Source organism: Streptomyces sp. CB02009 (assembly GCF_001905825.1).
GTDB lineage: Bacteria > Actinomycetota > Actinomycetes > Streptomycetales > Streptomycetaceae > Streptomyces.
Map to the genome: position 1 here is coordinate 174,222 of NZ_LIVV01000012.1, position 24,446 is coordinate 198,667.

Below are 24,446 nucleotides of genomic sequence, written 5' to 3' on the forward strand. Positions count from 1 at the left end.
TCGCCGACGACACCGTCCTGCTCCTGCGCACCGACGGCCTCAGCGAAGCCCGTAACGCGGCCGGCGCCTTCTACCCCGTCATCGCGCGCCTGCGCACGGCTCCGACCAGCCGGCCACGCGACCTGATCACCCACCTGATGACCGGCCTCGCGCAGTGGACTCACGACTCCGCCGACGACATCGCCCTCATCGCCCTGACCACAAGCCCTCGGTCACCGAACGCAGATGAACCCCCTCAACCTGAGCACGCCGAACCACAGCCGGACCGAGCACAACCCGAGACGCGGCTCCTCACCGCTGCTCCCCACTTCCGCAGAACTGTTCCTGAGGCCCGCCACCCGGCCCAGGTGGACATCGTTGCTGCGACTCACATGGAAAGGACGCTCGGCGCCTCGGCGGTCGATTTCGTCGACTCAGGGCAGGTCGATGCAGCCGCAGCCGGGATTCGTGCGGCTGTCGGTCACGGAGCGCCGTGGTCAGTGCTTCGGCAGCATGGCTGCTTGAGGTTGCGTGTTGCCCCGGCCGGGCCGATCCTTAGGCCGCGCAGATCCCCATGGCGGACATGACGAGCAGGACGATCACGAGCAGGGCGACGTAGGCGACGGAGTGGACCCGGTCTGGGACGTGGGCCGCGGCGCGGCGGACCAGGGCGATGGTGGGCAGCGAGCCGCCGAGGAGCGCGGCGCAGGCGAGCAGGTCGATGGAGCCGAGTTGTCCGGCTCGTGCGTGCAGGGTGGGCGCGGCCAGGGCGTACACGGTGGTGCCGACCGCCGCGACGGGCACGCTGAGCGGGTTGGCCATCGCCGTCGCCTCGGTCATAGGCAGGCCTCGGCGGCGTAGCAGTGGCACGGTCATCACGCTGCCGCCCACGCCCAGGCACGCGGCGACCGAGCCGATCCCGATCCCGATCCCGCCCAGCGTTCTGGCCGGGCGGCTCAGCGGACGCGGCGTTCGGGCCTGCGTGACGGACAGGAAGCCCCTGCGGAGGACGCTGTCGGCGATTGTCACCAGCAGGTACGCGGCGAACAGTATCTGCAGCGTGGCATCGTCGATCTGGGTAGCCGCGAACGACCCGGCTACCGCGCCGACCAGTACGAATGCGGCCATGGGCCAGATGCACTCGCGGCGCAGCCGGCCCTGGCGCCACTGCGCCAGGGTGGCGAGGGCTGAGTTGACGACCATGACCGCCGTCGACGTCGCCACCGCCACGTGCATCGCGTCGGCACCGGGGTGCGCTGTGACGTTCCAGAAGCCGTAGACGACAGGGACAGTGATGAAGCCACCACCGAATCCGAAGAGCACCGTGGTGACCCCGGTCAAGCAGCCGAACAGAAGAAGCGTGAGGTAGGAGGTCTGCACGTCCGCGACGCTACGGACCTCACTGCATGGCGGGCAATCGAATGAATGCCAAGAACCTTTGCAGATCAGACAACCGAGCCCTAGCCTGGCAGTGTGCGCAACGTCCGCATCGACGAGATCGACGACTTCGACCGTGCCGTCCTGGCCATCGGCACCGACTACCCGCCTGGCCATCTGCTGCCGTACCACGAGCACCGCCGGGCCCAGGTGCTGTACGCCGCTACCGGCGTCATGGAGTTGGCAACGGCGGAGGGCACCTGGACGGTGCCCCCTGATCGCGGGGTGCTGATCCCTGCCGGGACCCGGCACCAGGTTTCCATGCCCGGGGTCAGCACGCGCAGCCTCTACATCGAACCCGCTGCCGTGCCTTGGTTTCCCACCCGCTGCGAGGTTGTCGAGGTCTCCGCGCTGTTGCGCGAACTGCTCCTGGCAGTGGTCGACATGAAGCCGCGCTATCCGGAGCACGGTCGCGACGCGGCCTTGGTTGGCCTGCTCCTGCACGAACTGTCCGACCTGGCACCGCTGCCCCTGGACATTCCCTTGCCTGCCGACCCGGCACTTTGGCGACTGTGCGACGCGTTCCTGCGCCATCCCGACGTCCACGATCCGCCCGCCCGCTGGGCCACCGCCCTCGGGGTCAGCGAACGCACCCTGGGCCGGCGGTTCCGCAGCTCTACCGGGCTGAACTTCGCCCAGTGGCGGCAACGGGCCTGCATCGTGCACTCCATGCGGCACCTGGCCGCCGGCGCGCCGGTCACCCGCATTGCGGCCGGCCTCGGATACGACAGCCCGGCGGCGTTCACCACTGCATTCCGCACTCTGCTGGGCCGCCCGCCGAGCGCCTACCGGGCTGACCGATAGACAGGGTGCTCGATCTCCGAGACTCGCTGGACGACGTTGCTGACCCGGCAGAAGCGGTCGAGTTCGCTGTCGAAGCGGAGGAGAGAGGCAGCTATGCGGGGACAGTCCCAGGCTCCAACAAGGGCTTGCGTCGATCGCGTCCGCCACCCGGCTCCGAGGCCTATCAGTCGGCCGTCTGCGGGCCGCGCGCGCTGCACGCGCCAAACGCGCCGCGCCGGGGGAGCGGACCGTCGAAGACCACGGTGATTGGTTCGGGCACACAGGCCCGCCGTACGAGCCCGCGAGGCGTGGTCGCTCTTGGAGGCCCGGTGGCTCGACGGCTCTTCCGCGCTGGTGAATTCATACCGGCTCCGCTCACGACATGACGCATGCCCGACGGCTCACCTGGCGCGGTCTTCACGCGCCCATGTGTTCGCTCTGAGTTCTTGTGCCGGCTTGGGGTTCTGCCTGCTGGGGAAAGAGGACGTTCTCCAAGGCCTCCAGCCCGAACAGCATGAGCACGAGCAGTGCCGGCAGGAGCAGAGCAATCACGACCATGACGCCTCCCGGTGGATCAGAGATCGGGGGGAACGTGGTGGTAGGGGCTTCAGCCTACGATGGTCCGAACGGGGCAACGGCGCACGCGTAAGACACCGCGTGTAGGCCGTTCGAGTGCACTCGGCTGGTCGGAGGGCGACAGGTGCACCACGACGGCTTCGCCATCGGTGTCGCGCACTGCGCGCCCGACATCAGAGTCTTCCTCAGGCCGCCGGGGTGAACCAAGCAGAGGACGTGGACCTTCGCCGACCCCGACGTCGTGGAGTGGCCAGCGGCCGGCCCCGAAGATGGGGAGTCCTCCCGCTGGGTTCCTGCGGGGCTCGTGCCGAAAGGCCGCTGAAGTACGGCAGGCGCATAGGCGCAGGTTGCCGTCGCCCGTGCTGATAGGTCGTGCACAGGTGAAGGCTGCAGACGCATGCCAGGAGCGGCGCCGTTGGGGCCGCCAACCTCCGTCGTACCCGCCCACGAGGTCACGGTGCATTCGCGTTCAGGGCGCGTCGCACCGCTTCTCGGGGACCCCCTCGTGTGGCTGAGTGCCGTGCGAGGGCGGCAGCAGGAGCGTCACACTCACATACGGTCCGTCTGAGGAGTGCTGCACGCAGAAGTCGATGAGGCCTGCTCTAGATAGCCGATGCAGTGACGCTTCCATGACGGTCGACGGGACTTTCAGGGCCTGGGCGGCCGACGTCAGCGGAAAGGTCACCGCCGAAGCGGGGAACACCCCACGAGGATCGGTCGCAAGATCCACCAGAAATCCCGCAACGACCCCGCCCAGCGGCACACCCCGCGCACACAGAACCCAGCGCAGAGCCCAGTCATGAGAAGAGGACATTTACATCATATTGACTCAAGTGTGCCGTGTAGTCGCTGGATCCATTGAGACTCTGAGCATCGACAAGATCGCCGTCGTCACTGGAACCGAACCGGCAACCGTCGTGGCACTCCTGGCCTCCCGACACCGGCAACACGCCGAGAAGCGCTCCCAGCCGCCCACCGAGATCACGCCCTGACTCCTGCAACGGCATCATCCAGCAGCGTGAACGGGAAAGACACTGCCGCGTCCCACGCCCCGGAATGCGGCGGCCGCAAGGCCCGCCTTGGACCGGCGCTCTCGACCAGGTGGCCTCACGCCCTGCGGGCGCGTGCGGCACGTCCACAGAAGAGCGGTTGTAGTTCATCACGAGGGCGCTGCTGGTATCGGGTCAGGGCCCATAGTCCCGGTGCTGGCTGTCCGCGCGGGCGGGGGACAGGACAGGTCCGTGAAGGCCAGGGGGATCCCGCAGGTGCCCGGTAAGCACCACGATCTTGAAGTCGACGGGCCTGTCATCGAAGGCAGACCAGAGGCAAAGACGGCCTCGGACCGAGACGGTTCGTCCTCTCACCGGGGAGCGCTCCTCATTAGGGAAGCGCGTGCCGTATGGGTGGCGTCAATAGTCCGGAAGGACTGATCGCCTTTTCCTGCGATGGCAGCTCGGAAGGGGCGCGGGCATCGTGACTCGGGTCTGGACCGGGGCAAGCGGCCTGGCCAGCGGCTGCCGACTTCAGGCAGCCGGCAGCAAGAGACGCGATCCGTGCTCCTGGAGAGCCGCGACAAGCAAGGAGATTCCATGGTGAACTACCGCCGCCCTGTCCTCGGACGGGTGCTGACGAGCGCGGCGATCGGCCTCATCCTGGCCGCCACGGGTTCAGGACTCGCACAGGCCAGCGGGAGCGCGGCTCCGGCCGCCTCCGAGCCGCGCGCGGTATGCCCGCCCACGCCCCTGTGGGCCAACACCGGCGGAGCCACTCCGACCCTGATCCAGTACGACAACGCGGGCAACACGATCAGCACCGCCCCGCTGCTCCGCGAGTACGGCGACATCGCGTTCAGCCCGAACGGCTCCACCCTCTACGGCATAAACTTCCCCGACGCGGCCACGCTCTACACGATCAACCCGGTCACCGGGGCGGAGACCGCGAGCATTCCGATCACGGGGCCGCTCGCCGAGGTGGCCGCCATCAACGGCCTGACCGCCCGCGCGGACGGCATGCTGATCGTCGGCTCCTTCGCCACCAGCCAGATCTTCCTGCTCGACCCCGCCACCGGCCTCTCCACGCTGTTCCCCGCCTCCTTCCCGGCGGACATCGTGTCGGCCGGCGACTTCATCACCCTGGACGACGGCGACATCCTCGCCTTCGGCGCCCCGGACACCACCAGCCCCTCTCCCGTCTTCCGGATCCGCCCCGACAACACCGTCATCCAGATCGGCACGGTCCCGCAGACCTTCGGCGCCGCCAAGTCCGCCAGCCAGGTGTACGCCTTCGCCTCCAACGGAGACATCAACCAGATCAACAGCCTACCCATCACCGCGTCGACCGCGCCCCTGCCGATCACGACCATCAAGGCAACCGGCAGCGGCTTCTACGGCGCCACATCCACCCAGGACGCCGGCACCTGCGTCGCTCCCGCCTACACGATCGCCAAGAAGGCGACTCCGGCGGGCAGGGCGCATGAGGGTGACACCATCACCTACACCGTCACCGTCAAGAACACCGGCACCACAGCCGCCAGCGGCAACTTCTCCGACGACCTCAGCGACGTCCTGGACGACGCCACCCTCGTCGCGGGCTCGGTGACCTCCACCTCCGGCACCGCCACCGTCACCGACAGCACCCTGAACTGGACCGGCACCCTCGCCCCCGGCGCCACCGCGACCGTCACCTACAAGGCGAAGGTCAACACCCCCGACAACGGCGACCGCCTGTTGACCAACGTCGCCGTGCCGACGGCCCCGGGCGGCACCTGCGCCACCTCCCGCGGCTGCACCACCACCATCAAGGTCGACAAGAAGTGCGACAAGCCCGGCCACGGCGGCTACGGCGACACCAACGGCTACGGTGACAGTAAGAGCGACAGCAAGGGCAAGTGGATGAAGCCCACTATCACCCACTGACGCATCACCACCGGGACCCGTCACCAGGCTGACGGCGCCCCGCTTCACGTACCGAGATCACCAGGGCCGCTCCCCCCACCCGCCAGGGAAGCGGCCTTGCCCCGTCTCACGGATATCACCTGGCCCTCGTCTGCTCGGCGAGACCGGCTCGACCTGGACGGCACCGGCCCAACCCACTCCGCAGTGGTCGACCTCAGGAGAGACCCTCCATCATGACCTGCTCCGTCATGCGCAGATATGCCTCGGCGGTGCTCTTCGCGGCGTCTCGGTCACCTGCGGCCACGGCATCAACGACCGGCTTCAGCCGACCGTGGGCCACACCAGGATCCGTGAACGGACCTACCAGAGCGGCCCGTACCGGGAAGTAGGCGTTGAAGAGGGTGTTGGTGAGCAAGACGTAGACGCGATTGCCGGTCGCGCGGGCCAGGGCGCGGTGCACCTCGATGTCGGCGAGCTGGACACCGTCTCCCGGATCGGCCATTCGCACGGCCTCCAGGAGACGGAACAATTCGCTGCGTTGCGTGTCAGTAACTTGGCTGGCAGCACGCTCGGCAATCAACGCACCGACGCTGCGACGGACTTCGAAGATCTCCCCGATCCAGTCAGGGTTGTGGCGCACGAGCATGGGCAACAGATCAGCGCCTCCCGTACGGGCAAAGTCGCGCACACGAGTGCCGATACCGTGATGGGTCTCCAGCAGTCCTGCCTGGACGAGTCGGCTGAAGGCATGCTTGAGCGTCGTCCGGGTGACTCCGTACCCCTGCGCCAGCTGCCGTTCGGAAGGCAGAAGACTTCCTATGGCGTGGCGACCAGCGAGGATGTCCTTGCGTAGACGACCTTCTAGGACATCGACAATGGTTTCGCGGGGCAGCGCCTCCACGACTCACCTCCCACGATGGACAGGACACTGGATCATCCAAGCATTCGTTGCGATTGCGGGAAGTCAAGAGGCCGACACCGCTCCGCATCCGAGCAACCCGTCACAAGGCGAACGGGGCCGGAAGGAGGAGACGGGTGTTGCGATCGGTTCTCTGACCGCAGGATCCAGAACTGCCGAGACCGGTTCTCTTCTGCCAGTCGTTGAGTGCCAGTTCGCGGGCTTTCGACGCCAGGCCCATGGGGGTGGTGGGAGTACTGATCTGTGTGGGTGCGTCGGTGTCGAGGATGGTGGTGAAGATCGAGACGGTGTCCGGTGTGGCCGAGACCTCGATGATCCGGCTCTGCTGGGGCCAGTCGATATGGGCTGCGGTGGTGACCTCCCAGAATCCTCCGAGCTGGGGCCACGTGGAGGGTCGGGAGTGCGGCAGGATCCTGTTCCTATGAGTGTGTCCGTTGACCAGTGCGATGACATTGGGGTGCTGCAGCAGCAGTGCCCGTACGGCGTCTCCGTCCTTCCGTGGGGACCACCAGTCCCAGGGGCTGGACGTGTTACCCATGGTGTCCAGCGTGTGGTGGGAGAAGACCACGAAGAGCCGGTCGGTGACGTTGTGGCCGACCAGGTCTCCGGCGGGGGTGAGGTACTGCCGGCTGCCGCGTCGGAGTTCCGTCTGCAACCACCGGTACTGTTCGGCGTCGATCGAGCCGTCCGCGCCGCCGTTGTCGTTGACCGTGTCCAGCACGAGGCAGCGGACCGGCCCATTGTCGAACGCGTAGTAGGCGGTCCCGTCCGTGCGGTTGGCGGCGGTGAATCCATGACCCACCGGCCCTCCCGTAGTGGCGAAGTGCTCCTCGATCATCTCCGCCTTGCTCAGCAGGCGCCGTGCCGGATCCGGGGTGACGGTCCTCAGCGGGCCGGTAAGAGCTGTCTCCAGTGCCTTGCCGAGGTCCAGGGAGGCGGCCGTTCGGGCCGTTTCTTCCAGGTCCGCGGGCCATCCGACCGGCTTCACCGAACCTGTGGCGATCTCGTTCAGCAGCCACCCCGTGGGCACGTTGCCCTGAACGAGGCAGTCGTGGTTGCCATAGACGGCGTACCAGGGCATCCCGATCCCAGCCGCGGTAAAAGGTCGACGTGCCTGTTCCAGCAGCCCCGGAATCTGGGGAAAGCCCCACAACCTCTTCGGCCGGTCCGGTGAGGCAGCGGGGTCGGGGTGCCAGTAAGCGACATCGAACCGCTCCAGGTCGGCAACCCCCTCCCAACGACTGGAGCTGCCGGAGTCGGGTCGGATGACGCCGCCGTCCAGTAGGTCGATGTACCAGCGCATCTCGTTGAACTGCGCGTTGTCTACACTGTCACCGGTCACCACCGCGAACGTGACCGGGAGTCCGGTCGCGGGCCCGGCGCCGACCCGTGCGACGGCTCGGGCCATCGCGTCGACCACATGCGTGGACAGCATCTCCTGCGGACGATGTGATGCTGCCAGTGCGGCGCCCCAGGACGACGAACCAGGGTCGGCGTACCGGTCGAGGAACTCCACGCGCGCCGGCGACTGGGCATCTGCCACATGCAGGTCCGTCAACTGAGAGAAGGCCAGCAGAGGGCGCCCCACCCCGGACGACGCGACAGTTCCGCCGAGCTCCCCGCGCACCACGTGCGGCTCACCCGCACCTACGAGCACGGCCCGGTAGCCACCCACGCCCTCTGGGCCGGGAAGCAATGTCCGCGTCAGCGTCGTGCCCGACGAAGCGCTCTGCTCAGCGAACGCCGGCTGAGGTACGCCCAGGGCACCCGCTGCCGCGCCTAACGCGGCGACTTCCAACAATCTCCGACGCGAAATAGCCATGTGTGCCTCGCCCTTCGAACTGGATGAGTGGCTCATCCAGAGAACTACTGTCTGCTGGCGCCGTCAAGAGACCTCCGCACCTGAGACTTCTGGGTCCTGAGCATGAGGAGGAGGAAGGCGGAGGAAGGCGGACACGGGTCGTCGTTCGACGGGGCGTGGGGCCCGTTGAGCGTGCTCTGCACACGACGGTCAGCAGGAGGACGCGAACACGAGGAGCCCGGAAAGCCGCCAGCCGCCTGTGCGAGAAGGTGAAACCACGTCGGCGCCGCGTCTCGGCCCTCACGAGGCAGCGGCGAACCGTTGACCTGAAGGCGGCCCTCACCGGAACTCGCCCGCAACATGGCCCGGCGCCCGCGCTGACCGGTTCGCTAGCGGCGCCTGAGGACCGATACGTCGATACCACTCTGAGCAACTGGGCCCGAACCGCATTCTGCCCGTCGTCTCGCACGGTCTCTGTTTCGATTCGTTGCGCTTGCACGTCCGGCGTGAGGTGCTGTTCGAGGCTGTGTCGGCTGAGCCTTTCCCGCCACGAGTCAGGTGCAGTGATAGGCGAAGGTCCCCTCAGCCGTGTGCGAGGTGGGCGAGGTGACGACGAGGCGTGCCGTGGCCCGGTGGGACCCGGTTCCGTGGAAGGTCCACAGGAGGTGGAGGCTCGCCTCCTCCTGGCCTCGGGACAGCGTCTCGCGCAGAGTGCCGGAGCGGGTGCCGTCGCTGCGTTCCCAGTGGTACGTGAAGGTGCCAGGCCTGCCGTTGGCGCGGACGACGCCGACGACGTTCGCCGTGCCGTTGCAGTCGAGTGCCTGGCCGGGAGTGGTGACGGCGACGGACCGCACCGCTACCTGGGGACCGAAGTTCCACCACGCGAGGAAGAGTAGGACGGCACAGAGGATCAGAGCCGCGGGCACGTATCGGAGCGGCCGCCGCCGGCGACGGGGCTGCGACGCCGGAGGCGGTCCTCCGGGCAGCGCGCCATGCCAGATCAGGGCTGCGGTGGGGGTGTTCTCGGCGCGCCGGGCGACGACCGAGGTCACTCCCGGGCCGAAGCGGAGGACGTCGCCCTCGACACGGTCGGGCTCGATGTCCGGGGCTGGGTGCTCGAACCAGTGGCTGCCGAGTTCGGTCGCGCAGTAGTCGTCGTCGTTCATGCGATCTCACATCGCCGGATGAAGACCTGTTGGAAGGAACCGCCGCTCGCTGCGGGAGGGTCCGTGGTCGCGTTCACGCCCCAGTAGCAGTCTCCGCCGCGGAAGGCGTGGGTGACGGTGAGGGTGTACTCGGTGGCTCCCTGACGCCGGATGGTCTGGGAGCCGTCCGGTGCGCCTGGCGCACCGCTCTGGTCGCTGGTGGACCAGGAGGTGAGAAGAGTGATCGGGCCCGTGCCGTCGGTTGTGATCCGCACGGTGGCCTCGCCGGTGCGCGAACCGGTCTGGCGCAGGCTCGTGACGGAGACCGCCCGCACGGAGACGGGCTGCGTCGTCAGGGTCGTTGTCGGCGTGGGCGAAGCTCTGGTCGACCGTGTCGCGGGCGGGGTGGTGGCCGTCGGAGAGGTGGCCGAGGGGCCAGTGCCGGGTGTCGTGGCTGCGTCGTCCGACGCGGACCCGTCGGGAGCCACGGACGGGATGGTCGCGGGGGCCTTGGTGGTCGCGGGCGTCTCGGCCGAAGCCGAGAGTGACGGTGAGGCCGTGGTCGTGGTCGGTTCCGGAGTGGGATCGGTGCTCGGGTCAGAGGGCGTGGTGCTCGGCCCGGTGTTGGTGACGGCGGACGCCCGGGCGGTGGGCCGGTCCCCCTCTGTTCCCTCGGTACCCACCTGCGCTGCGACGGCGAACAGGGTCGCGAGGACGAGCGCGCCCGCACCTGCGGACACTCCGAAGGGGAGCCGGCGGGGGCGCGGCGCCTGCGGCTGGACCAGGGCGGTCGTGGCGAAGGCTGTGGTGCCCTGAGCTATTCCGCCGGAAGAGGGGAAGAGCAAGGGGAGGAGTGCGGCCAGGGCGGCGAGGCGGCCGCGTCCCCGTTCCTCCCAGTCCGAGCCGTAGGCGGCGGTGGCGACCGATTCGAGTTCGCTGACGAATGCGGCAGCGTTCTCCGGCCGCGCGTGCGGGGTCTTGGCGAGGCCGCGCCTGATGAGCGGGCGCAGAGACTCCGGTGCCTGCTCGTCGGGCACGGGAGCCTTGAGATGCTGGAGGGCCAGTTCGGCGAAGTTGTCCCCGGCGAACGGCTTGCGTCCGGTCAGGCACTCGAAGAACGTCGCGGTCGCCGCGTAGACGTCGGCGGCGGGTGTGGCGGGAGCACCACTCCACTGCTCGGGGGCCATGTAGGCGGGAGTACCGGCTACGCCCGGCCTGCTGTCGTGCCCGGTGGCGATCCCGAAGTCGACGAGCTTGGAGGAGCCGTCGGCGGCGACGAGGACGTTTTCGGGCTTGTAGTCGCGGTGCACGACGCCTGCCCGGTGGGCGGCGGCGAGACCGAGGAGGGACCCCTTGAGGACGACGAGAGCGGCTTCAGGCCCGGTGGAGCCCTCCCGGGCCAGGAGGGCGCGCAGGGCGATGCCGTCGACCAACTCCATGACGATGGCCGCGCCCTGGGGGGCCTCCACGTACTCATAGAGTTCCACGACGTACGGGGTGTTCAGGGCGCCGAGCAGCCTTGCCTCGGAGCGGAAACCATGCACGAACACCTCGTCCGCGCGGAGCTGTTCACTCAGGTACTTCACGGCCACCGACATCCCGGTCGCGTCGTGCCTGGCCAGCACGACGCGACCGCTGGCCCCCGCGCCCAGTTCCCGGGATTCCGTGTACCCCGGCACCGTCCAGGCCATCATTCCCCATACCCCGGCACAGTGGCCGTCTCCCTCGTCAGGGACGGACTCTTGCCAGAGTCGGCCTGATCCATCTGTCTCGTCCTCGATCGACACCGCTGGTGCGGTTCTCGCGTGCCTCTTTTCGAGCCAGGCGCCCTAGATGTTCTCGTGCGCGTGGCAATCGTGGGTGAGCAGGACCTACTCAAGTGACCGGAGCGACGAATTGAGATGGGGTCCATGCCGTCGGCGCGGACCCGGCGTCGAAGCGTCTGCGATGCAGGTCAGGCGACCGGGCAGATGGCCGGTCCGGCACTTCATGAATGCGGCGTGCTGAGCGCTCCGCCGGTGCAGCAGCTAGTGCCGAGGGATGTGCCGTCCGCGATCACCGTTGTGCCCCGCCGCCGTGGCGGGTAGGTCGTACCGGGAGCGGTCTCCGCAGCAGCTGGTCGCCTTCCGCGTCGGGAGGCGGTGGGACACGTACTGGGCCGAGCAACTCCTCCCGGCCTGGAAGGCTGAGCGGGATGCGGGCCGGGTGCCGCGGCCGCCGTACGGGCCGCTGACGGCGATGCTGAAGGACACCGCCGAGTGCGGGAACCTCGCCTGCGACGATCGGGTCGACGTCCACACGGATCAGCCCTGTGCCGCGTGCGCGACCCGCGCGCAGGATCGGCTCGCGGACCGCGCGGCGCCACAGGACCACCCGGGCGTTCCGGACGAGCCTCCGGTCCTCCCGGCGCAGCGGGAGCGGGTCGTCGTAGACCACTCCGCCGGCCTCCGGCCCGAGTGCGACGACTGCGGGCGTCCGTTCGCGGCTGAGACCGCCGAGACGCTGTGCGTGGACTGCCGCCCGAGCTCCGTCCCGGCCCCCTTCTGACCACGCAGTGGCGTACGGCTGTCAGTGCCGTACGCCACCATTCCCCAAGAGCTTCTAGATGGTGAACAGTCACCGACTCGATCTACGTAATGGGGACCCTTGGCATGCCGATCGTGAAGATCGGTGTGTCGAATGACCCGCAGCTTCGCCTTCGATCCTCGCCCGCACCGCCACCCCGGTCTTCCCGCACGGCCGCTCCCTGATGCCCGGCCTTCACCTGGCCGCCGCCCGACCCGACCGCGTCCTGGCCGTCGAGTACCGGCAGCAGTGGGAACCCGGCCGCCAACACCTCCACGCCCACCCCGTCGAACCCGACTGCGGACACCTCACCTTGCCCACCGCCCCCGGCCTGGGCGCCGCCCCGAGGAGCGCACCATGCTGAACACGCCCCGCGCCCTGCCCGTACGCGGCCGCACCGTCCCCGCCGCCACCGGCCCCCTGCTCGACCCTGTGGGCCGGCCGCCCTGGCTGCCGCGGCGCCGACGGTTGGCCCGCTGGCCTCTCGACTCGGGGACCGCGTACGGAGGAGAAGCCCCGGGGCGTCACTCGAAGCCGATCGATGGGGAGGTCGGGCCGGCTGGTCGTTGACCCGCTCTCTGTGCGCCCCCGCGTCGAGTGATCCCCGGTGTGGGGGCGCCATGCGTTCCTGGCCGGGGTGGCTAGAGGGCGGGGGTGTAGTGGACGACGGTGGTCTCGCAGGCCTCGGCGTACACCTTCAGCGCGTCGGCCTCGTTCTGGTCGGCGGTGAGGCCCCAGCGGAGCTTCGTGGCGACCCACTCGGAGACGTAGCGGCAGTGCGCGTCGGGGAGGGGCGGCATCCACTCGGCCGGGTCCTGGTCGCTCTTGGACCGGTTCGACCGTGCGGTGACCGCGACGAGAGACGTAGCGGCGTCCTGGTCGTTGGCGTAGGCCTCCCGCCGTGCCGCGGTCCAGGCGCTGGCCCCGGAATCCCAGGCCTCGGCGAGCGGGACCATGTGGTCGATGTCGAGTTTGGCGGGGTCGTTGACCTCCTGACCGTCGTAATACGACTTCCACAGCCCGCCGACAGCTTGCAGCCGGCCGCCACCGTCGGTACCTCGACGGCCTCGGCCAGGAGGACCTCGTTGCGGGTGTTGCAGCCGTCTGCCAGGTCCAGGCCGCGGTTCCAGTGCTTGAAGCTCTCACGCTGGTAGCCCGCGCGAGACTCGTCGGCAAGGGGGACCTGCCCGACGGCATCGGCCAGGTTCAACACCCGAGCGCCCGCAGGGGTGGCCGGGGCGGCTGTGGCCGCCGAAGGGAGAGCGACCGGGGTCAGGGCAAGAGAAAGAGCGGCAGCGCCACGAATCAGGTTCTTGATCACGAACACAGGGATATCGGTCCAGCACCCTGTTCCGCTGCGTGATGAGAGTCTCCGTCAGCCGTGTGGGGGAGCACGTTCACTGCCGAATCGATCCCGCACAGGACCGCGCCCACCGGTCCCTCAGCGGGCGCCCGGGGCCGTACTGACGGACGATGAGACGGAGCCCGCCCGGGAAGCCGTCGCACGTTGCACCGGGCGGGCAGCTCACTGCCTGTGGATCAGAGGCCGCGGAGCATCACGGCGTACACCGGGGAGTCGGCGAAGGGCTGGCGTTCGCCGATCTTGCGGTAGCCCCAGCTCTCATAGAGGGCTTGGACTCGGGGATGGGTGACGTCGACGAGGAGGGCGGCCAGCGGTTCGGGGCGCCGGCCGACGAGCTCGGCGTGCAGCTGCTCGGAGAGGCCTGTGGCGCGCCACTTCGGGCGGACCATCAGCTCCGACAGGTTGAACGTGTCGTCGGTGGCGGGGGCGGGGGAGAGGTACTCGCGCCACCATTCCCGCTCGTGGACGGCCGGGGCGCCGTAGGCGTAGCCGGCGGGCTCGTCGCCGTCGTAGGCGATGACGCAGTCGAAGCCGGGCAGGCCGCTCCAGTGGTCGACGAACCAGGCGAACCGGTCCTGGTCGTGGAAGGGGTCGTCCATCTCGGCGGCGAAGGCCTCCGCGTGGACGTCGAGGAGTGTCTGCCGGATCTCGGCCGCCTGAGTGTGTCCGTAGCGGCGGAGGGCGTAGGCGGGGGTCATGGGCGGCTCCATTCGGTGCGGTAGCGGTCTGCCCAGTCCAGTGCGGTGGCCGAGCCGGGCGCGAGGGTGATCAGGTCGCGGTGGAAGTCGCCGATGAGGGAGCGCATGCGGCCCGGGAGAGGGGCGCCGCGCATCTCGTCGAAGACCTTCTCGGTGGTGGCGGTGGCCTGCTCGATGTCGCCCTGGTGGAGCTGGGCGAGCGACAGCCGGACGGTGGCGAGGGCGCGGTTGCGGCGGAAGGTGTCCGGCAGCACGGCCAGGGCCTGGAAGGACGCGGCCTCGGAGGAGACGGCGTCGCCGAGGCGGTCGCGGACGATCGCGGTGAGCGCGAAGAGCTCCGCTGCCCCGTAGAAGGCGATCCAGCTGGGCCGGGGCCGGTCCAGGTCCGCCTTGGCGAGCGAGGCTTCGGCGAGGTCGAGCGCGTGCAGCGCCTGACGGCCCTCGTTCAGGTGCGCGTGGGCGATGGCGGTACGGGCGTGCGCGAGGCTCGCGTACAGCGGATCGCGCCGGGTGACGGTGCTCGCCTTCGCGGCCTGGCCGGCGGCTAGAGCCTCGGCGTGGTCACCTTGCTGGTGGGCGAGCATCGACACCGAGTTCCACACGCGCAGGGTCAGGGCCGCGTCCTGCGCGAGACCGGCGAGGTACAGAGCACGGTCGAGGTGCTGTCGCGCCCGGGCCCGCTCGTGGGCGTCCACACACGACCAGGCGGCCGTCGCGGTGAAGTCGGCGGCGAGTGCGAACAGCCGCTGCCGGGTCCGCTGGGTGGCGGCCCGCGCCTGGAGACCGACGGCCTCCTGGGCGCCGGCGAGCGCGGCCTTCTCGACCCGGTCGTGGCCACCACGCTGGTCGTCGAGGGCGTTGACCGTGTCGAGCTGCTGCCGAAGCCGCAGGACGTCGCTGCCGCCGACGGACGGCGCGGCCCCGGACAGTGCGGCGGCCGCTGCGGAGGCGGTGCTGAGGAAGGTACGGCGGCGCAACGGGTCCTCCGGGGCGGCACGGTGCTTGCGGCGGTCGGGCGGCACGAACCCTAAGTCCGCTGCCGAGTGCCCGCTGACCTGCTCCAGTGCCATCCGGGCCTTGCCCTGGGGCCACGTTGTCTCGCCCGAGCGCCACTTACGCACCGTCACCTCGGACAGCCCGCCTCGCGGGGAGGTCTTCTGGGTGACGTCGCGGATGACGGTGTTCAAGGCTGTTGCGAGTTCGAGGGCCGTCCAGCCGTTCTTCGCCATCCAGGCGACGAACGCCTCATTCCGTACGCGGGGCATCCCCTCACGGTAGAGGGTGCAAGCCCCGCCGCGAGGGTCAAAGAACAGTCAATTCGCTACGCAACTCGCAGGCAAGGAAAGCAACTTCGATATGCACCTTCCCCACCCAGGCGCGGTTGTCTGGAACGAGACGCCGACACACCGCCTCGGGAGGCGAATCCATGCATGACATCCCCCTCACCCCGACCGGCCTCGTGCGCCTCGACGCCGCCACGACCGCGGTCGCCCTGTACGCCTGCGACCCCGACCCCGACGTCGTGCGGGGGATGCTCGCGGCGGCGGCCGCTGTCGCCACCGGCCACGGATGGAAGACCGCCGCGGACGGCACGGTCTCCGACGACTGCCTGCTGACCCAGACACCGAGAACCCGTCCGGGATGGGAACGGGTGAGGAGCCTTGCCGAGCAGCGCCGGATCCATCTGGTGGTCGTCCCCGCCTTCGGGCACATCGGCTTCACCTTGGATGAATGGCTCGCCGAGCAGCGCTTCCTGCACCGGCACGGAGTCTCCGTCGCCACCGTCGAGCCGATGCTCGACGCCTTCCTGGCGGGAGCCGCCCGGTGACGTACGGCAGCACCGTCCACGACCCCGCCGGACGGTGGGACACCGACATCCCACTCGACCGCGAGCGAAACGAGCAGCTGGCCGCAGTGGTGCTCAGCTGGCGACAGGGCGACGATGACCTCCCGATACAGGCCGACATTGAGCAGGCGACCTTTCAGCTCACCGGCTACGCGAACCTCCTCGTTCGCGAACTGCAGGCGAAGGCTGCGGCCTTGCCGCGAAACGGACAGGCCTCCGTAGTGGCGGTCAGGACCTTGGCACACATTGCCGCCGGGGAGGCTGTCAGACGCCTGAGCGTCCCGCCGGTTCACGGCCGGCAGCCGCTGAGGGCGGCACACTCCCGAGCGCGGCTCGTCGACGCCCTCCATGCCGCGCTCGACCGCACCCTCGCCGCCATGCCCGTGGTCGGCCACTGAAACCGCTGCGCACTGGCCCCCGCCCGCACGGGGTCAGTGCGCAGTTTGGGGCCCGCCCGTCGGCGGCGGGCACCGCCCACTCCTCTTGCGTGAACAACTGCACCGAGCCGGCGGCGCGCGACGAGCGCGGAATGCTGTGGGTGCTGCCGCTTCTTGATGGCGCCGAGGACCCGTCCTGGGAATGGTGGGCACGGCTATCCCGCCCATGCGTGAGGGCTGCTCGACGGTCACGTTGAGCTGCGTGTCCGTGAGGCGGAAATTATCGGCGTCCGCGGCACTCTTTACCCCGGACCTGGCCGGAACCACCCTGTTGACCCCGACGCCCTGGTCTCGTTCGACTTACCGGACCAGCCGTTCGTCATCGCCCGCCAACTCGTCCGCGAACTGCGGCAAGTCACCGTGGTCGCCTTCAGGGAGACCTCCCCGTAGATCGGTAGATCGGTAGAGCGGCATCGTCCAGAGCCCCCTGGCTCAGGCCACCCCTTCCCCTCAGAGCCCCCGGGTGCCGGGGCGACCTCGCACTCATGCAGTCCCCCCTCACAAGCAGGAGTCCCGGCACTGGGCCGCACCACCCCATGCACGTGACCTTCGATCAAGGAGAAGCATGTACGCCCACTCGGATCGTCTTCCGACCAGCTCGCCCGTCCCGCAGGGCCTCACCACCCCGGCCCCGTGGGGCGTGAGCCGCATGGCGCCCTACCCGACCATGGCGCCCGAGCACAGCTCCGTCCGGCTCGACCCGGCCACCCAGACCGCCGTTTTCTTCGACCAGCACGGCGCCGTGATGGAGATGCCCGCCCACGGCACCTCGACCGGCACCCAGCCCTCGACGGGTACCAGCCCGGACGGCAACGGCAGCACCCAGGACTCGGACTCGGGGAGTGACAACGACCAGTGACTGACACACGTCCGGTGTTGGTCGTCACCAGCCTGAACGACCCCACTGCCGACGTGGTGATCAGCGAGCTGCACGACCGGGGCGTCCCGGTCGTGCGGCTCGACTCCGGGGACTTCCCCGCATCACTGTCGGTGGAGGCCGAGATCACCGAGCACGGGATCCGGGGACAGCTCCGCACCCCCTCCCGCGCTGCCGACCTCGCGCGCGTGCGCTCCTTCTACTACCGCCGCCCCAGCGGATTCGCCTTCCCGCATCTGGATGCTCAGGACGCGCGCTTCGCTCTCACCCAGGCCCGCTATGGCTTGGGCGGGGTCCTGGCGTCCCTGCCCGGGTGCCTCTACGTGAACCACCCCCACAGGATCGGCGACGCCGAGTTCAAGCCCTCCGGACTCGCGGCCGCCGTCGACGCCGGGTTCCTCGTCCCGCCCACGCTCATCACCTCCGACGCCGATGCGGCACGGGCCTTCGTGAAGCGGCACGACTCGGTCATCTACAAGCCGTTCTACAACCCCGTCTATCTGGTCGACGGCATCTGCAACGTCGTCAAGGTCGCCGAGGTCGCTGCCGGCGACATCGACGACTCCGTGTCCGGGACCGCGCACCTGTTCCAGCGGCGCGTACCCAAGACGGCCGACGTCCGCGTCACGGTCATAGGCGAGCACGTGTTCAGCGTCCGCATCGACTGCGGCCTCCTGGACTGGCGCACTGACTACAGCCGGCTCACCTACACCGTCGTGGAGACCCCGTCCGGGATCCGCCGGGCGCTGCGCCGGTACATGGACCACTTCGGGCTCGTCTTCGGCGCTTTCGACTTCTGCGTTGGCGAAGACGGGGGATGGTGGTTCCTGGAGTGCAACCCGTCCGGTCAGTGGTACTGGCTGGAGACCGAGACCGGCCTGCCCATGTGCGCAGCGCTGGCCGACCTCTTGGAGAGGAAGCCGTGACCGACCAGGCTCGATCCCTTCGCGCGCAGCTCCTGAACGAGCTCACGGCCGCTGGCGTCCTGCGCACCGATGCGTGGAAAGCCGCCGCTGGCCAGGTGGCCCGGCACGAGTTCCTGCGCGGCGGGTTCTTCCGCAACGCCGGCGGCGCGGCCTGGGAGCCGGTACTGCCAAACGACCCGGGATGGCTCGAGTCCTGCTACCGCGACGAGTCCCTCGTGACACAGATCGCGGGCACGATCCTCCCCCAGGACGTCCACGGCCAGATCCTGCGGGAGCCGACCAGCTCCAGCACCCTGCCGTCGCTCGTCCTGCGCATGCTCGAGGACCTCCAGGTCGAACCCGGCATGCGCGTCCTGGAGATCGGCACCGGCACCGGCTACTCCACGGCCATCCTCGCCACCCGCCTCGGCGACGACCTCGTCACCTCCGTCGAGTGCGACAGCGACATCGCCAGCCGAGCGGGAGCCGCCCTATGGGAGCAGGGCATCCGCCCGACCCTGGTGACCGGAGACGGACTCCAAGGCCACCCCGAGGGTGCGCCGTACGACCGGATCATCGCCACCTGCGGCATCAAGACCGTGCCTGCGGCCTGGATCGAGCAGACCCGGCCCGGCGGCCTGATCCTCGCCACGATCGGAGGCTGGCTCCACGCCTCGGAACTTGCCCGCCTGACCGTCCACGAGGACGGCACGGCCTCCGGCCCGCTCCTCGGCGGGCAGGTGAGTTTCATGCTCGCCCGCCCGCAGTCGCCCCCGCCGCTCGGCCTCCTTCCCGACCTGGGAGCGGGCACGGAACGAGTGGCCGACATCGGGGCGGACGCCCTGGACGCCTGGACCGCCCGCTTCATCACCCAGTTCGCAGTCCCGAACACGCAGCGGCTCACGCTCACCCGAGACGGCCGCACCGAGCACGTCCTTCTCGACCTCCTCACCGGCTCGTGGGCCGCCGTCTACGAGGAAGCCGGCCAGTGGATCGCCCGCCAGGACGGCCCGGACCCCCTCTGGGACACCGTGGAGGAACACCTCGGCCGCTGGCACATTACCGGGAGGCCCGCCCTCGACAAGGCCACCCTCACAGTCACCAGCCACGGGCAGACGCTCGCCTGGTGAACCCTCCACAAGGGCCTGTCCATCCACCTCACAGCGATGGACAGGCTCTTCTGGCATGAGGAGTGCAACAGAATGCGGCCGTTGACGTTCGTGAGTTGAAAAGGGTTGGCCGCTACGTCAATCCCGCAATGAACCGGAGGAACGGTGACGACCGCGACGGTTCCCCTCTCGCCCAAGACCGCAACCACGTGCACGAGAGCTTGTTCGCCTGGCTCGAGCCGGCTACGGCGACGACGCCTGCCCCGGCGCCCTGCAGCGCCCTATTCTGGTCCCCGCACCTGCGGGGATGGTTCCGGGCTGGAACTGGTCGATTCCGAGATCGACCAGCGGAGGGCGCAGGTTGTATATCTCGAGCTCTGAGACTGCTCGCAGCGCAGTGGTGGGCTTGCGTCGGTGTCGTGGGGATGGCCCGCGTTCGTTGAGCTGCGGGTGCTGGGAAACGGGGGCTGGGCCTCTACCCCGGGGGGGGGCAGCAAACCGGTCATCCATCCACCGAGTTCGAACGTACGTGCGCAATGCTGCAGGCGCGTAGCCCAAGAGCAGCCGCAGTCGTCGATGGTGCAGTCTGCCTGCGGCCGCGGACGGTCCTGCCGCACCCGTCCGGCGCAGGTAGGCCGGCTCGCCCACGACAGTGTGCGCAGAGGTCACCAGCGGGGCATTCCGGTCCCCAGGCGTTGCGCCAGAGCCGCCTCCCTCTGGGGCGGGGGCGGTGTGTTCGGCGGCAGTATTCGGTCTGGGGCGTCTGTGCGGTTTCAAGTCCCTACTGCGGTGGCTCGGGTTGTTGGTGGCTGCGCCAGGCGAGGCCAGCGGACGGGCCGTGCGGTCCGTCAGTCTCTGCGAGTACTGCAAGGATCAGGGCCGAGTGAGACATGCCGTTGCCGAAGCTGAATGGTTTGCCATTCTGGGGGCTGGCCCGGCGACGGTCGCGGCCCTGCACAGGGCTCCTGTCTCTGGGACCGCCCAGGCCACAGATGATTGATGTCGGGATCATGGCGCGACTTCTCTGGTTCAACTGCAGTAGTTGGTTGGTGCTTTGAGTAGCCATTCCTCTGCTGTGTCGCGGTGTGCGGCTGGCAGAGTCACTACTGGCCGACCAGGCCACTTGAATGACAGTGGGCAGACAACCGTGCAGGTTGTCTGAGCGGGCGCGGATCTTGGGTTTGATCTTTTATCCGAGATCAGAATTCCCGGATGCCGCAGGAGGGGGTGCGAACGATCACTTCACGAAAATTCGACGGTAAGTACTTCCAGTGAAAGAATGAACAGTGAAACTTCGCAGTATGAGACGCGCTACACGGCGTCTGGCTGTTCTAGCGGTGGCGTCTTCGTTGGCGCTGCTGGCCAGTCCGATTCAGGCGGCTCAGGCCGACGACCCGTCCGGCGAGTATGCCTACAACTATGAGTTCCCGCTGGGGACGGCCCCGCTCATGACGCCCGAGATGGTGATGGACGGTGCGGCATGGTGGTGGATTCCGACATTCCCGTTCGATGAGCAGTGCGGCGTGACTGACAATAACAGTCAGGCCATGCCTCCGGTTGGCACAACGTGCGACCTCATCAACCTCGGCCTTTCCAATCCGACGTATGTCGCCGAGCGGAATGCGACGAACTTCAAGTTCGATACCAGGCCGGGGCACTTCGAAGGCGAAGGCCGCTTCATCCGGTTCAGCTTCCACCAGGACAGCATGTGGAACCTCTCCATGAAGGTGCATGGGTGGGGTGACTGGCATCCGCAGACCCAGGCTTCCATTGAGAGTGGTGTGATCGAGGCCTATTGGCACCATTATGCCGATGTCCTCAAGGCGAAGATCGCCGACGGATCGCTGACAGGCCCGCCGGTGACCAACGAGCGGGAGCGGATCACGCGTCGCGCGTTGCAGTGTGCGGAGGGCGATGCGAACGAGGAAAACAACTGTTTCGAGCCCAAGGCGATGAGAGTCCTCGCGGGTGACGCAGGCGACAAGGGTGCCGTAGGCGACTCCGATCAGGCTCTGTCGGCAGCTTGCGCCGACGCCGACTACCTCGACCAGCCCGGCTACGCGCGTACTCGTGCTGAAGCAGATGCCCGGATTCGAAGCTGCATCAGCAACATGAGGGCAAACTTCACCGGTGCTGTCACTCAGGCGGGCTCGCTCGTAAACGTGATGTATGACGTCAACGAGACGGCGGGAAACTGCTTTGACGTCAGGGATGTTGACGCCCGGTGCAGGACACTGCGGCCGTTCGGTGTAGAGCTGCAGAGCATCCAGGACTTCTACCTGCGCAGCAACTACACGGATTCGGCAGAGGCGCCCTACACCGCGACTAACCCTCCGGGCCTGGGGCTGACTGCGCCCAGCTCTCTCCTGGACATGGTCAGCACCTCGACCCCGACCATCCCCAGCAACCTCACTCTCGGGTGCGCGCCTAGCACCGCCAACAACGGGTGCGACAGTCGGATCAAGGTTTCTGATCTGAGCAAGGACCACGGCGAGATCGCTCTGCCGCCCAGCACGTGGACCGGCTACGCCCGTAGTGCACGCGGCCAGATGAAGCCTGCAGGGGCATCGAAGACCAACTTCCAGACTGCTGTCGATGCCGCGGTCGCAGAGACCAAGCGCCAGTGGGGCGACTTCAAGGCCGCACTCAGGACCAAGTACGGCGACAGGCGCGGCCGGCACATCGCCTGCGCGCTCACGCACGACAATTTGGACAAGTGCGAGCCCGGCCCTGCCAACATGGGGGTCATGCTCGAGGACCCCGAGACCGGAAACACTGCTCCGATCGGCTGGGTCAACTGGTTCAACCCCAATCAGGTGGGCGGGCCAGTCCTGGACAACAGCATGTGGTCCATCATGGGCCTGGCCAACGACGCCGCGTACGCCCACCACCCGGATCCGTATGACCGACAGCCCTTCCACGTCATCTGGTACGCCCATGCTGACCCGGGTGCAGACTTCGACAGCGTGAAGAACAAGGTCAATAATATGACCACATACGGCGTCGGGCACAGTAGCAGGAGCGGATGGTGGAGCGACAACTGGCAGGGCCAGAGCAATAATCAGTCGCAGTACGGCCCGATTTTCAGCAACGGTCACTCTAACAATATTCGGTGCGCTCCAGGTGGCAGTGACAACGCTCCTGTGCCGACCGCCGAAGCAGGGCAGGGCGTCTTCAAGAAGTCCTTCATCTGCCAGATGGGCAGCAGCCAGTAGCGCTCGATCCTAGATTCTAGAGTTTGAGTTCGATCGGTAGCGGTCGGCTCCTGACTCCAGCCCGCGAGCCCCGGACCAGTCGTCCGGGGCTCGCGACGTTTATGATGACCAGACAGTGAGGCTTTGTCGCTGAGGGGGTGGGGGGTCGGGGTGTGGGTGGGTTGTTGAGCTGGGGTATTGCAGATTTGTGTGAGAGCGGTTTTGTGGTGTCAAAGGCGGTTTGGCTTGGGGTTGTTGCGGGTTGGTTGGGAGATTGTCTGGGTGTTGTAGGCGGTGTCGGGATCTAAAGGGCCGAGGCGCCATTTCGTGATTTCAGCTGTCTGTGCAGCTCAGTGGGGTTTTCGGCGGTTCGGGGTGCGGGTTTTGGGCTGGTGTGTGGTTTCGGCGTGGTGGTCGAGACGGATCGATTCCAGCGTTTGCTTGGTGATGCGTTCGGTGCCGTCGTGGATGGCGGTGATGGCGGCTTGGCGGATGAGTCGGGTGAGGCTTCCTATGCGGCTGGCGGTGCGTTGGTAGAGGTAGGTGGTGTGGCAGGCGAGGGCTCCGGGCTGGTGTCGTTCAAGGTTGATGGCGTTTTCGAGGTCGGTGATGGTGTCGGTGAAGGGGACGTTTGTTACCGAGTCGTGCGGGCAAGGGCCCCACTCGATGAGTGAGGCCCTGCCTGCGAGCTGCGCGCCGCGGACGCCGGAGAAGTGGGGGTATTCGTGACGTCGATGCCGGCATACACGAAGGTCGCTTGGATGCGTTCGGTGAGGTCTTTGATGAGGTCGGCGGTTTCGGCGCCGGTGGTGGTGCGGGGGTTGACGCGGTGGATTTCGTCGATGAGGACGAGGCGGACATCGAGCTGGTTGTAGGTGTGGCAGACGCTCTCGGTGATCTGGGTTTGCGTCATCCGGGCAGTGATCGGGATGCCGAGGTCGACACTCATGCCGAGGGGCTTGCACGCGGCGGCGAACGACTTCGACAGGCAGATGCTGCCGCGGTCGGTGATGAGCGTTTCCGGGATGACGGCTGGGCGCGCAGCGGCTCCTTGGAGGCGTTCGTCGAGGGTGAGCAGCCGCTGGTGGGGGAGTAGCGAGCTGTGGGCGAAGTAGAGGGCGTCGGGCCAGGTGGGCCGGGCCGGATGGGGGACGGCCATCTCCGCCAGGAGCAGCGCGGCGTTGACGGCCTGGGTGCTGGACGGGCACAGCACGGCGGCCAGGATGGCACGGGTGGCGACGTCGACGGCGATGTTGTGGTGGTGGTTGTGGGTTGACCGTTGACCTTTCAAGGCTGGAGGAACCACGGCGGGTTGGTGGGGTGGGGGGGGAAGGGAGGGTCAGTGCTGTCGGCCGCGTTGGGGGTTGTCGATGCGGGTGATTTTGTGGCTGGTCTCCAAAGCCTCACGAAGGCGAGCGTTGTCCTGGGCGAGGCGTTGGATGTGGGCTGCTGCGTAGTGGAGGTTGTCGGCCAGGGTCCGGTTGATCCGGCGGAGTTTGGCATTTCTGGCGATGAGGATGTCGTAGGGACTCGGCCGTGCCATAAGGCCCGCTGTCGGGGACGGATGGTGGCGGCGGGCTGCGATTTCGTTGGCGAGTTGGGGGAAGTGGCGGCGGAAGGTGGTGTTGCTGAGGCCGAGTCTGGTGGCGAGGGCGAGGACGCTGGGGCGTTTGCCGCCTGTGTGGCAGTCGTTGAGGTACTGGTCCAGGGCTCGACGGGCATGGGTTTGGGTGGGGATGGCGGCGGGGCGGGTCACGCGTTCTCCGGTGGGGTGGTGTGGTTCCGTTTCAGGAATGCGGTGATCTCTTCGTGGCGGGCCTGTAGCTGGTGCTGCAGGAGCGGGGGCAGGGGTGGCCGGGAGGCGAGGCGTGGGTTGATGCGGTTGATCTCGCGTTGCCAGGCGGCATGTTTCCGGGGG

At 68.1% G+C, this 24,446-nt stretch carries 20 protein-coding genes and 2 pseudogenes; 11 read left to right on the forward strand and 11 right to left on the reverse strand.

Translation table 11 applies throughout. The features are described 5' to 3' along the window. Positions 1 to 23: 23 nt before the first annotated feature. Entirely contained in the window at positions 24 to 566 is a 543-nt protein-coding gene (locus AMK27_RS44605) for a SpoIIE family protein phosphatase (protein WP_445194893.1), read from the forward strand. On the opposite strand, the gene AMK27_RS37100 is transcribed toward AMK27_RS44605, so the two are convergent. Then, a complete protein-coding gene (locus AMK27_RS37100; protein WP_073918219.1) occupies positions 535 to 1,359 on the reverse strand; it encodes a sulfite exporter TauE/SafE family protein in 825 nt (274 codons plus the stop codon). The genes AMK27_RS44605 and AMK27_RS37100 overlap by 32 nt on opposite strands. Positions 1,360 to 1,452: 93 nt before the next feature. Here AMK27_RS37100 and AMK27_RS37105 point away from each other — a divergent pair, with 93 nt between their 5' ends. Beyond that, entirely contained in the window at positions 1,453 to 2,220 is a 768-nt protein-coding gene (locus AMK27_RS37105) for an AraC family transcriptional regulator (RefSeq protein ID WP_073918221.1), read from the forward strand. A 396-nt stretch (positions 2,221 to 2,616) separates the two neighbouring features. Here AMK27_RS37105 and AMK27_RS43145 read toward each other — a convergent pair whose 3' ends face one another. Then, positions 2,617 to 2,757, reverse strand: a complete 141-nt coding sequence (locus AMK27_RS43145) for a hypothetical protein (protein WP_198956004.1) — start codon at positions 2,755 to 2,757, stop codon at positions 2,617 to 2,619. Positions 2,758 to 4,364: 1,607 nt separating this feature from the next. On the opposite strand from AMK27_RS43145, the gene AMK27_RS37110 reads away from it, so the two are divergent. After that, complete coding sequence (locus AMK27_RS37110) at positions 4,365 to 5,690, forward strand: DUF7927 domain-containing protein (protein ID WP_073918223.1); 1,326 nt, start codon at positions 4,365 to 4,367, stop codon at positions 5,688 to 5,690. 193 nt (positions 5,691 to 5,883) lie between these two features. Here the strand turns inward: AMK27_RS37110 and AMK27_RS37115 are convergent, their stop codons facing one another. From AMK27_RS37115 to AMK27_RS37130, 4 genes are all read right to left on the reverse strand, one after another. Further along, the gene (locus AMK27_RS37115) at positions 5,884 to 6,570 is read right to left on the reverse strand and encodes a FadR/GntR family transcriptional regulator (protein WP_073918225.1); all 687 of its coding nucleotides are present in this window, start codon (positions 6,568 to 6,570) and stop codon (positions 5,884 to 5,886) included. A gap of 100 nt (positions 6,571 to 6,670) precedes the next feature. After that, positions 6,671 to 8,446 (reverse strand): TIGR03767 family metallophosphoesterase, encoded by a 1,776-nt coding sequence (locus AMK27_RS37120; protein WP_107425764.1) that lies wholly within the window; start codon positions 8,444 to 8,446, stop codon positions 6,671 to 6,673. Positions 8,447 to 8,943: 497 nt separating this feature from the next. After that, positions 8,944 to 9,555 (reverse strand): hypothetical protein, encoded by a 612-nt coding sequence (locus AMK27_RS37125; protein WP_073918230.1) that lies wholly within the window; start codon positions 9,553 to 9,555, stop codon positions 8,944 to 8,946. Continuing rightward, positions 9,552 to 11,228 carry a serine/threonine-protein kinase gene (locus tag AMK27_RS37130; protein WP_073918233.1) on the reverse strand — a complete coding sequence of 559 codons (1,677 nt, stop codon included), beginning with the start codon at positions 11,226 to 11,228 and terminating at the stop codon, positions 9,552 to 9,554. Before AMK27_RS37130 ends, AMK27_RS37125 begins: the two co-directional genes overlap by 4 nt. A 382-nt stretch (positions 11,229 to 11,610) precedes the next feature. On the opposite strand from AMK27_RS37130, the gene AMK27_RS37135 reads away from it, so the two are divergent. Further along, positions 11,611 to 12,081, forward strand: coding sequence for a hypothetical protein (locus tag AMK27_RS37135; RefSeq protein WP_073918236.1), 471 nt, complete (start codon positions 11,611 to 11,613; stop codon positions 12,079 to 12,081). 154 nt (positions 12,082 to 12,235) lie between these two features. After that, entirely contained in the window at positions 12,236 to 12,463 is a 228-nt protein-coding gene (locus AMK27_RS42505) for an enolase C-terminal domain-like protein (protein ID WP_338014366.1), read from the forward strand. Between the two features lie 277 nt (positions 12,464 to 12,740). On the opposite strand, the pseudogene AMK27_RS37145 reads toward AMK27_RS42505, so the two are convergent. The 3 genes and pseudogenes from AMK27_RS37145 to AMK27_RS37155 all read right to left on the reverse strand — a co-directional run bounded on the left by AMK27_RS37145 (position 12,741) and on the right by AMK27_RS37155 (position 15,425). Further along, positions 12,741 to 13,420, reverse strand: a pseudogene (locus AMK27_RS37145) (HNH endonuclease family protein). 218 nt (positions 13,421 to 13,638) lie between these two features. Further along, the gene (locus tag AMK27_RS37150) at positions 13,639 to 14,160 is read right to left on the reverse strand and encodes a GNAT family N-acetyltransferase (RefSeq protein ID WP_073918242.1); all 522 of its coding nucleotides are present in this window, start codon (positions 14,158 to 14,160) and stop codon (positions 13,639 to 13,641) included. Next, positions 14,157 to 15,425, reverse strand: coding sequence for a hypothetical protein (locus AMK27_RS37155; RefSeq protein WP_073918244.1), 1,269 nt, complete (start codon positions 15,423 to 15,425; stop codon positions 14,157 to 14,159). Before AMK27_RS37155 ends, AMK27_RS37150 begins: the two co-directional genes overlap by 4 nt. Positions 15,426 to 15,586: 161 nt before the next feature. On the opposite strand from AMK27_RS37155, the gene AMK27_RS37160 reads away from it, so the two are divergent. The 6 genes from AMK27_RS37160 to AMK27_RS37185 all read left to right on the forward strand — a co-directional run bounded on the left by AMK27_RS37160 (position 15,587) and on the right by AMK27_RS37185 (position 22,549). Beyond that, positions 15,587 to 15,988 (forward strand): hypothetical protein, encoded by a 402-nt coding sequence (locus tag AMK27_RS37160; RefSeq protein WP_073918247.1) that lies wholly within the window; start codon positions 15,587 to 15,589, stop codon positions 15,986 to 15,988. Then, positions 15,985 to 16,404: a hypothetical protein gene (locus AMK27_RS37165; RefSeq protein ID WP_073918249.1), complete on the forward strand. Its 420-nt coding sequence runs from the start codon at positions 15,985 to 15,987 to the stop codon at positions 16,402 to 16,404. Before AMK27_RS37160 ends, AMK27_RS37165 begins: the two co-directional genes overlap by 4 nt. A 604-nt stretch (positions 16,405 to 17,008) precedes the next feature. Next, positions 17,009 to 17,302, forward strand: a complete 294-nt coding sequence (gene tgmA, locus AMK27_RS37170; protein ID WP_073918252.1) for a putative ATP-grasp-modified RiPP — start codon at positions 17,009 to 17,011, stop codon at positions 17,300 to 17,302. Further along, positions 17,299 to 18,246, forward strand: coding sequence for an ATP-grasp ribosomal peptide maturase (gene tgmB, locus AMK27_RS37175; protein ID WP_107425765.1), 948 nt, complete (start codon positions 17,299 to 17,301; stop codon positions 18,244 to 18,246). The genes tgmA and tgmB overlap by 4 nt, the downstream gene beginning before the upstream one ends. Continuing rightward, on the forward strand, positions 18,243 to 19,355 hold the full coding sequence (gene tgmC, locus AMK27_RS37180; protein ID WP_073918257.1) for an ATP-grasp peptide maturase system methyltransferase: 1,113 nt from the start codon (positions 18,243 to 18,245) through the stop codon (positions 19,353 to 19,355). Before tgmB ends, tgmC begins: the two co-directional genes overlap by 4 nt. 1,328 nt (positions 19,356 to 20,683) lie before the next feature. Continuing rightward, positions 20,684 to 22,549, forward strand: coding sequence for a hypothetical protein (locus AMK27_RS37185; protein ID WP_143204924.1), 1,866 nt, complete (start codon positions 20,684 to 20,686; stop codon positions 22,547 to 22,549). Positions 22,550 to 23,162: 613 nt separating this feature from the next. Here AMK27_RS37185 and AMK27_RS44610 read toward each other — a convergent pair. Together AMK27_RS44610 and AMK27_RS37200 are read right to left on the reverse strand one after the other, a co-directional pair. Beyond that, a pseudogene (locus AMK27_RS44610) lies at positions 23,163 to 23,780 on the reverse strand (TniB family NTP-binding protein); the annotation flags it as partial. 87 nt (positions 23,781 to 23,867) lie between these two features. Beyond that, on the reverse strand, positions 23,868 to 24,284 hold the full coding sequence (locus AMK27_RS37200; protein WP_073918263.1) for a hypothetical protein: 417 nt from the start codon (positions 24,282 to 24,284) through the stop codon (positions 23,868 to 23,870). Between the last annotated feature and the right edge of the window lie 162 nt (positions 24,285 to 24,446).

Coding starts and splice junctions, on each gene's coding strand:
- AMK27_RS43145 (WP_198956004.1), bottom strand. CDS start 2,757: ATGGTCGTGATTGCTCTGCTCCTGCCGGCACTGCTCGTGCTCATGCTG.
- AMK27_RS37130 (WP_073918233.1), bottom strand. CDS start 11,228: ATGATGGCCTGGACGGTGCCGGGGTACACGGAATCCCGGGAACTGGGC.
- AMK27_RS37160 (WP_073918247.1), top strand. CDS start 15,587: ATGCATGACATCCCCCTCACCCCGACCGGCCTCGTGCGCCTCGACGCC.
- AMK27_RS37125 (WP_073918230.1), bottom strand. CDS start 9,555: ATGAACGACGACGACTACTGCGCGACCGAACTCGGCAGCCACTGGTTC.
- AMK27_RS37120 (WP_107425764.1), bottom strand. CDS start 8,446: ATGAGCCACTCATCCAGTTCGAAGGGCGAGGCACACATGGCTATTTCG.
- AMK27_RS37110 (WP_073918223.1), top strand. CDS start 4,365: ATGGTGAACTACCGCCGCCCTGTCCTCGGACGGGTGCTGACGAGCGCG.
- tgmA (WP_073918252.1), top strand. CDS start 17,009: ATGTACGCCCACTCGGATCGTCTTCCGACCAGCTCGCCCGTCCCGCAG.
- AMK27_RS37150 (WP_073918242.1), bottom strand. CDS start 14,160: ATGACCCCCGCCTACGCCCTCCGCCGCTACGGACACACTCAGGCGGCC.
- AMK27_RS37155 (WP_073918244.1), bottom strand. CDS start 15,425: ATGCCCCGCGTACGGAATGAGGCGTTCGTCGCCTGGATGGCGAAGAAC.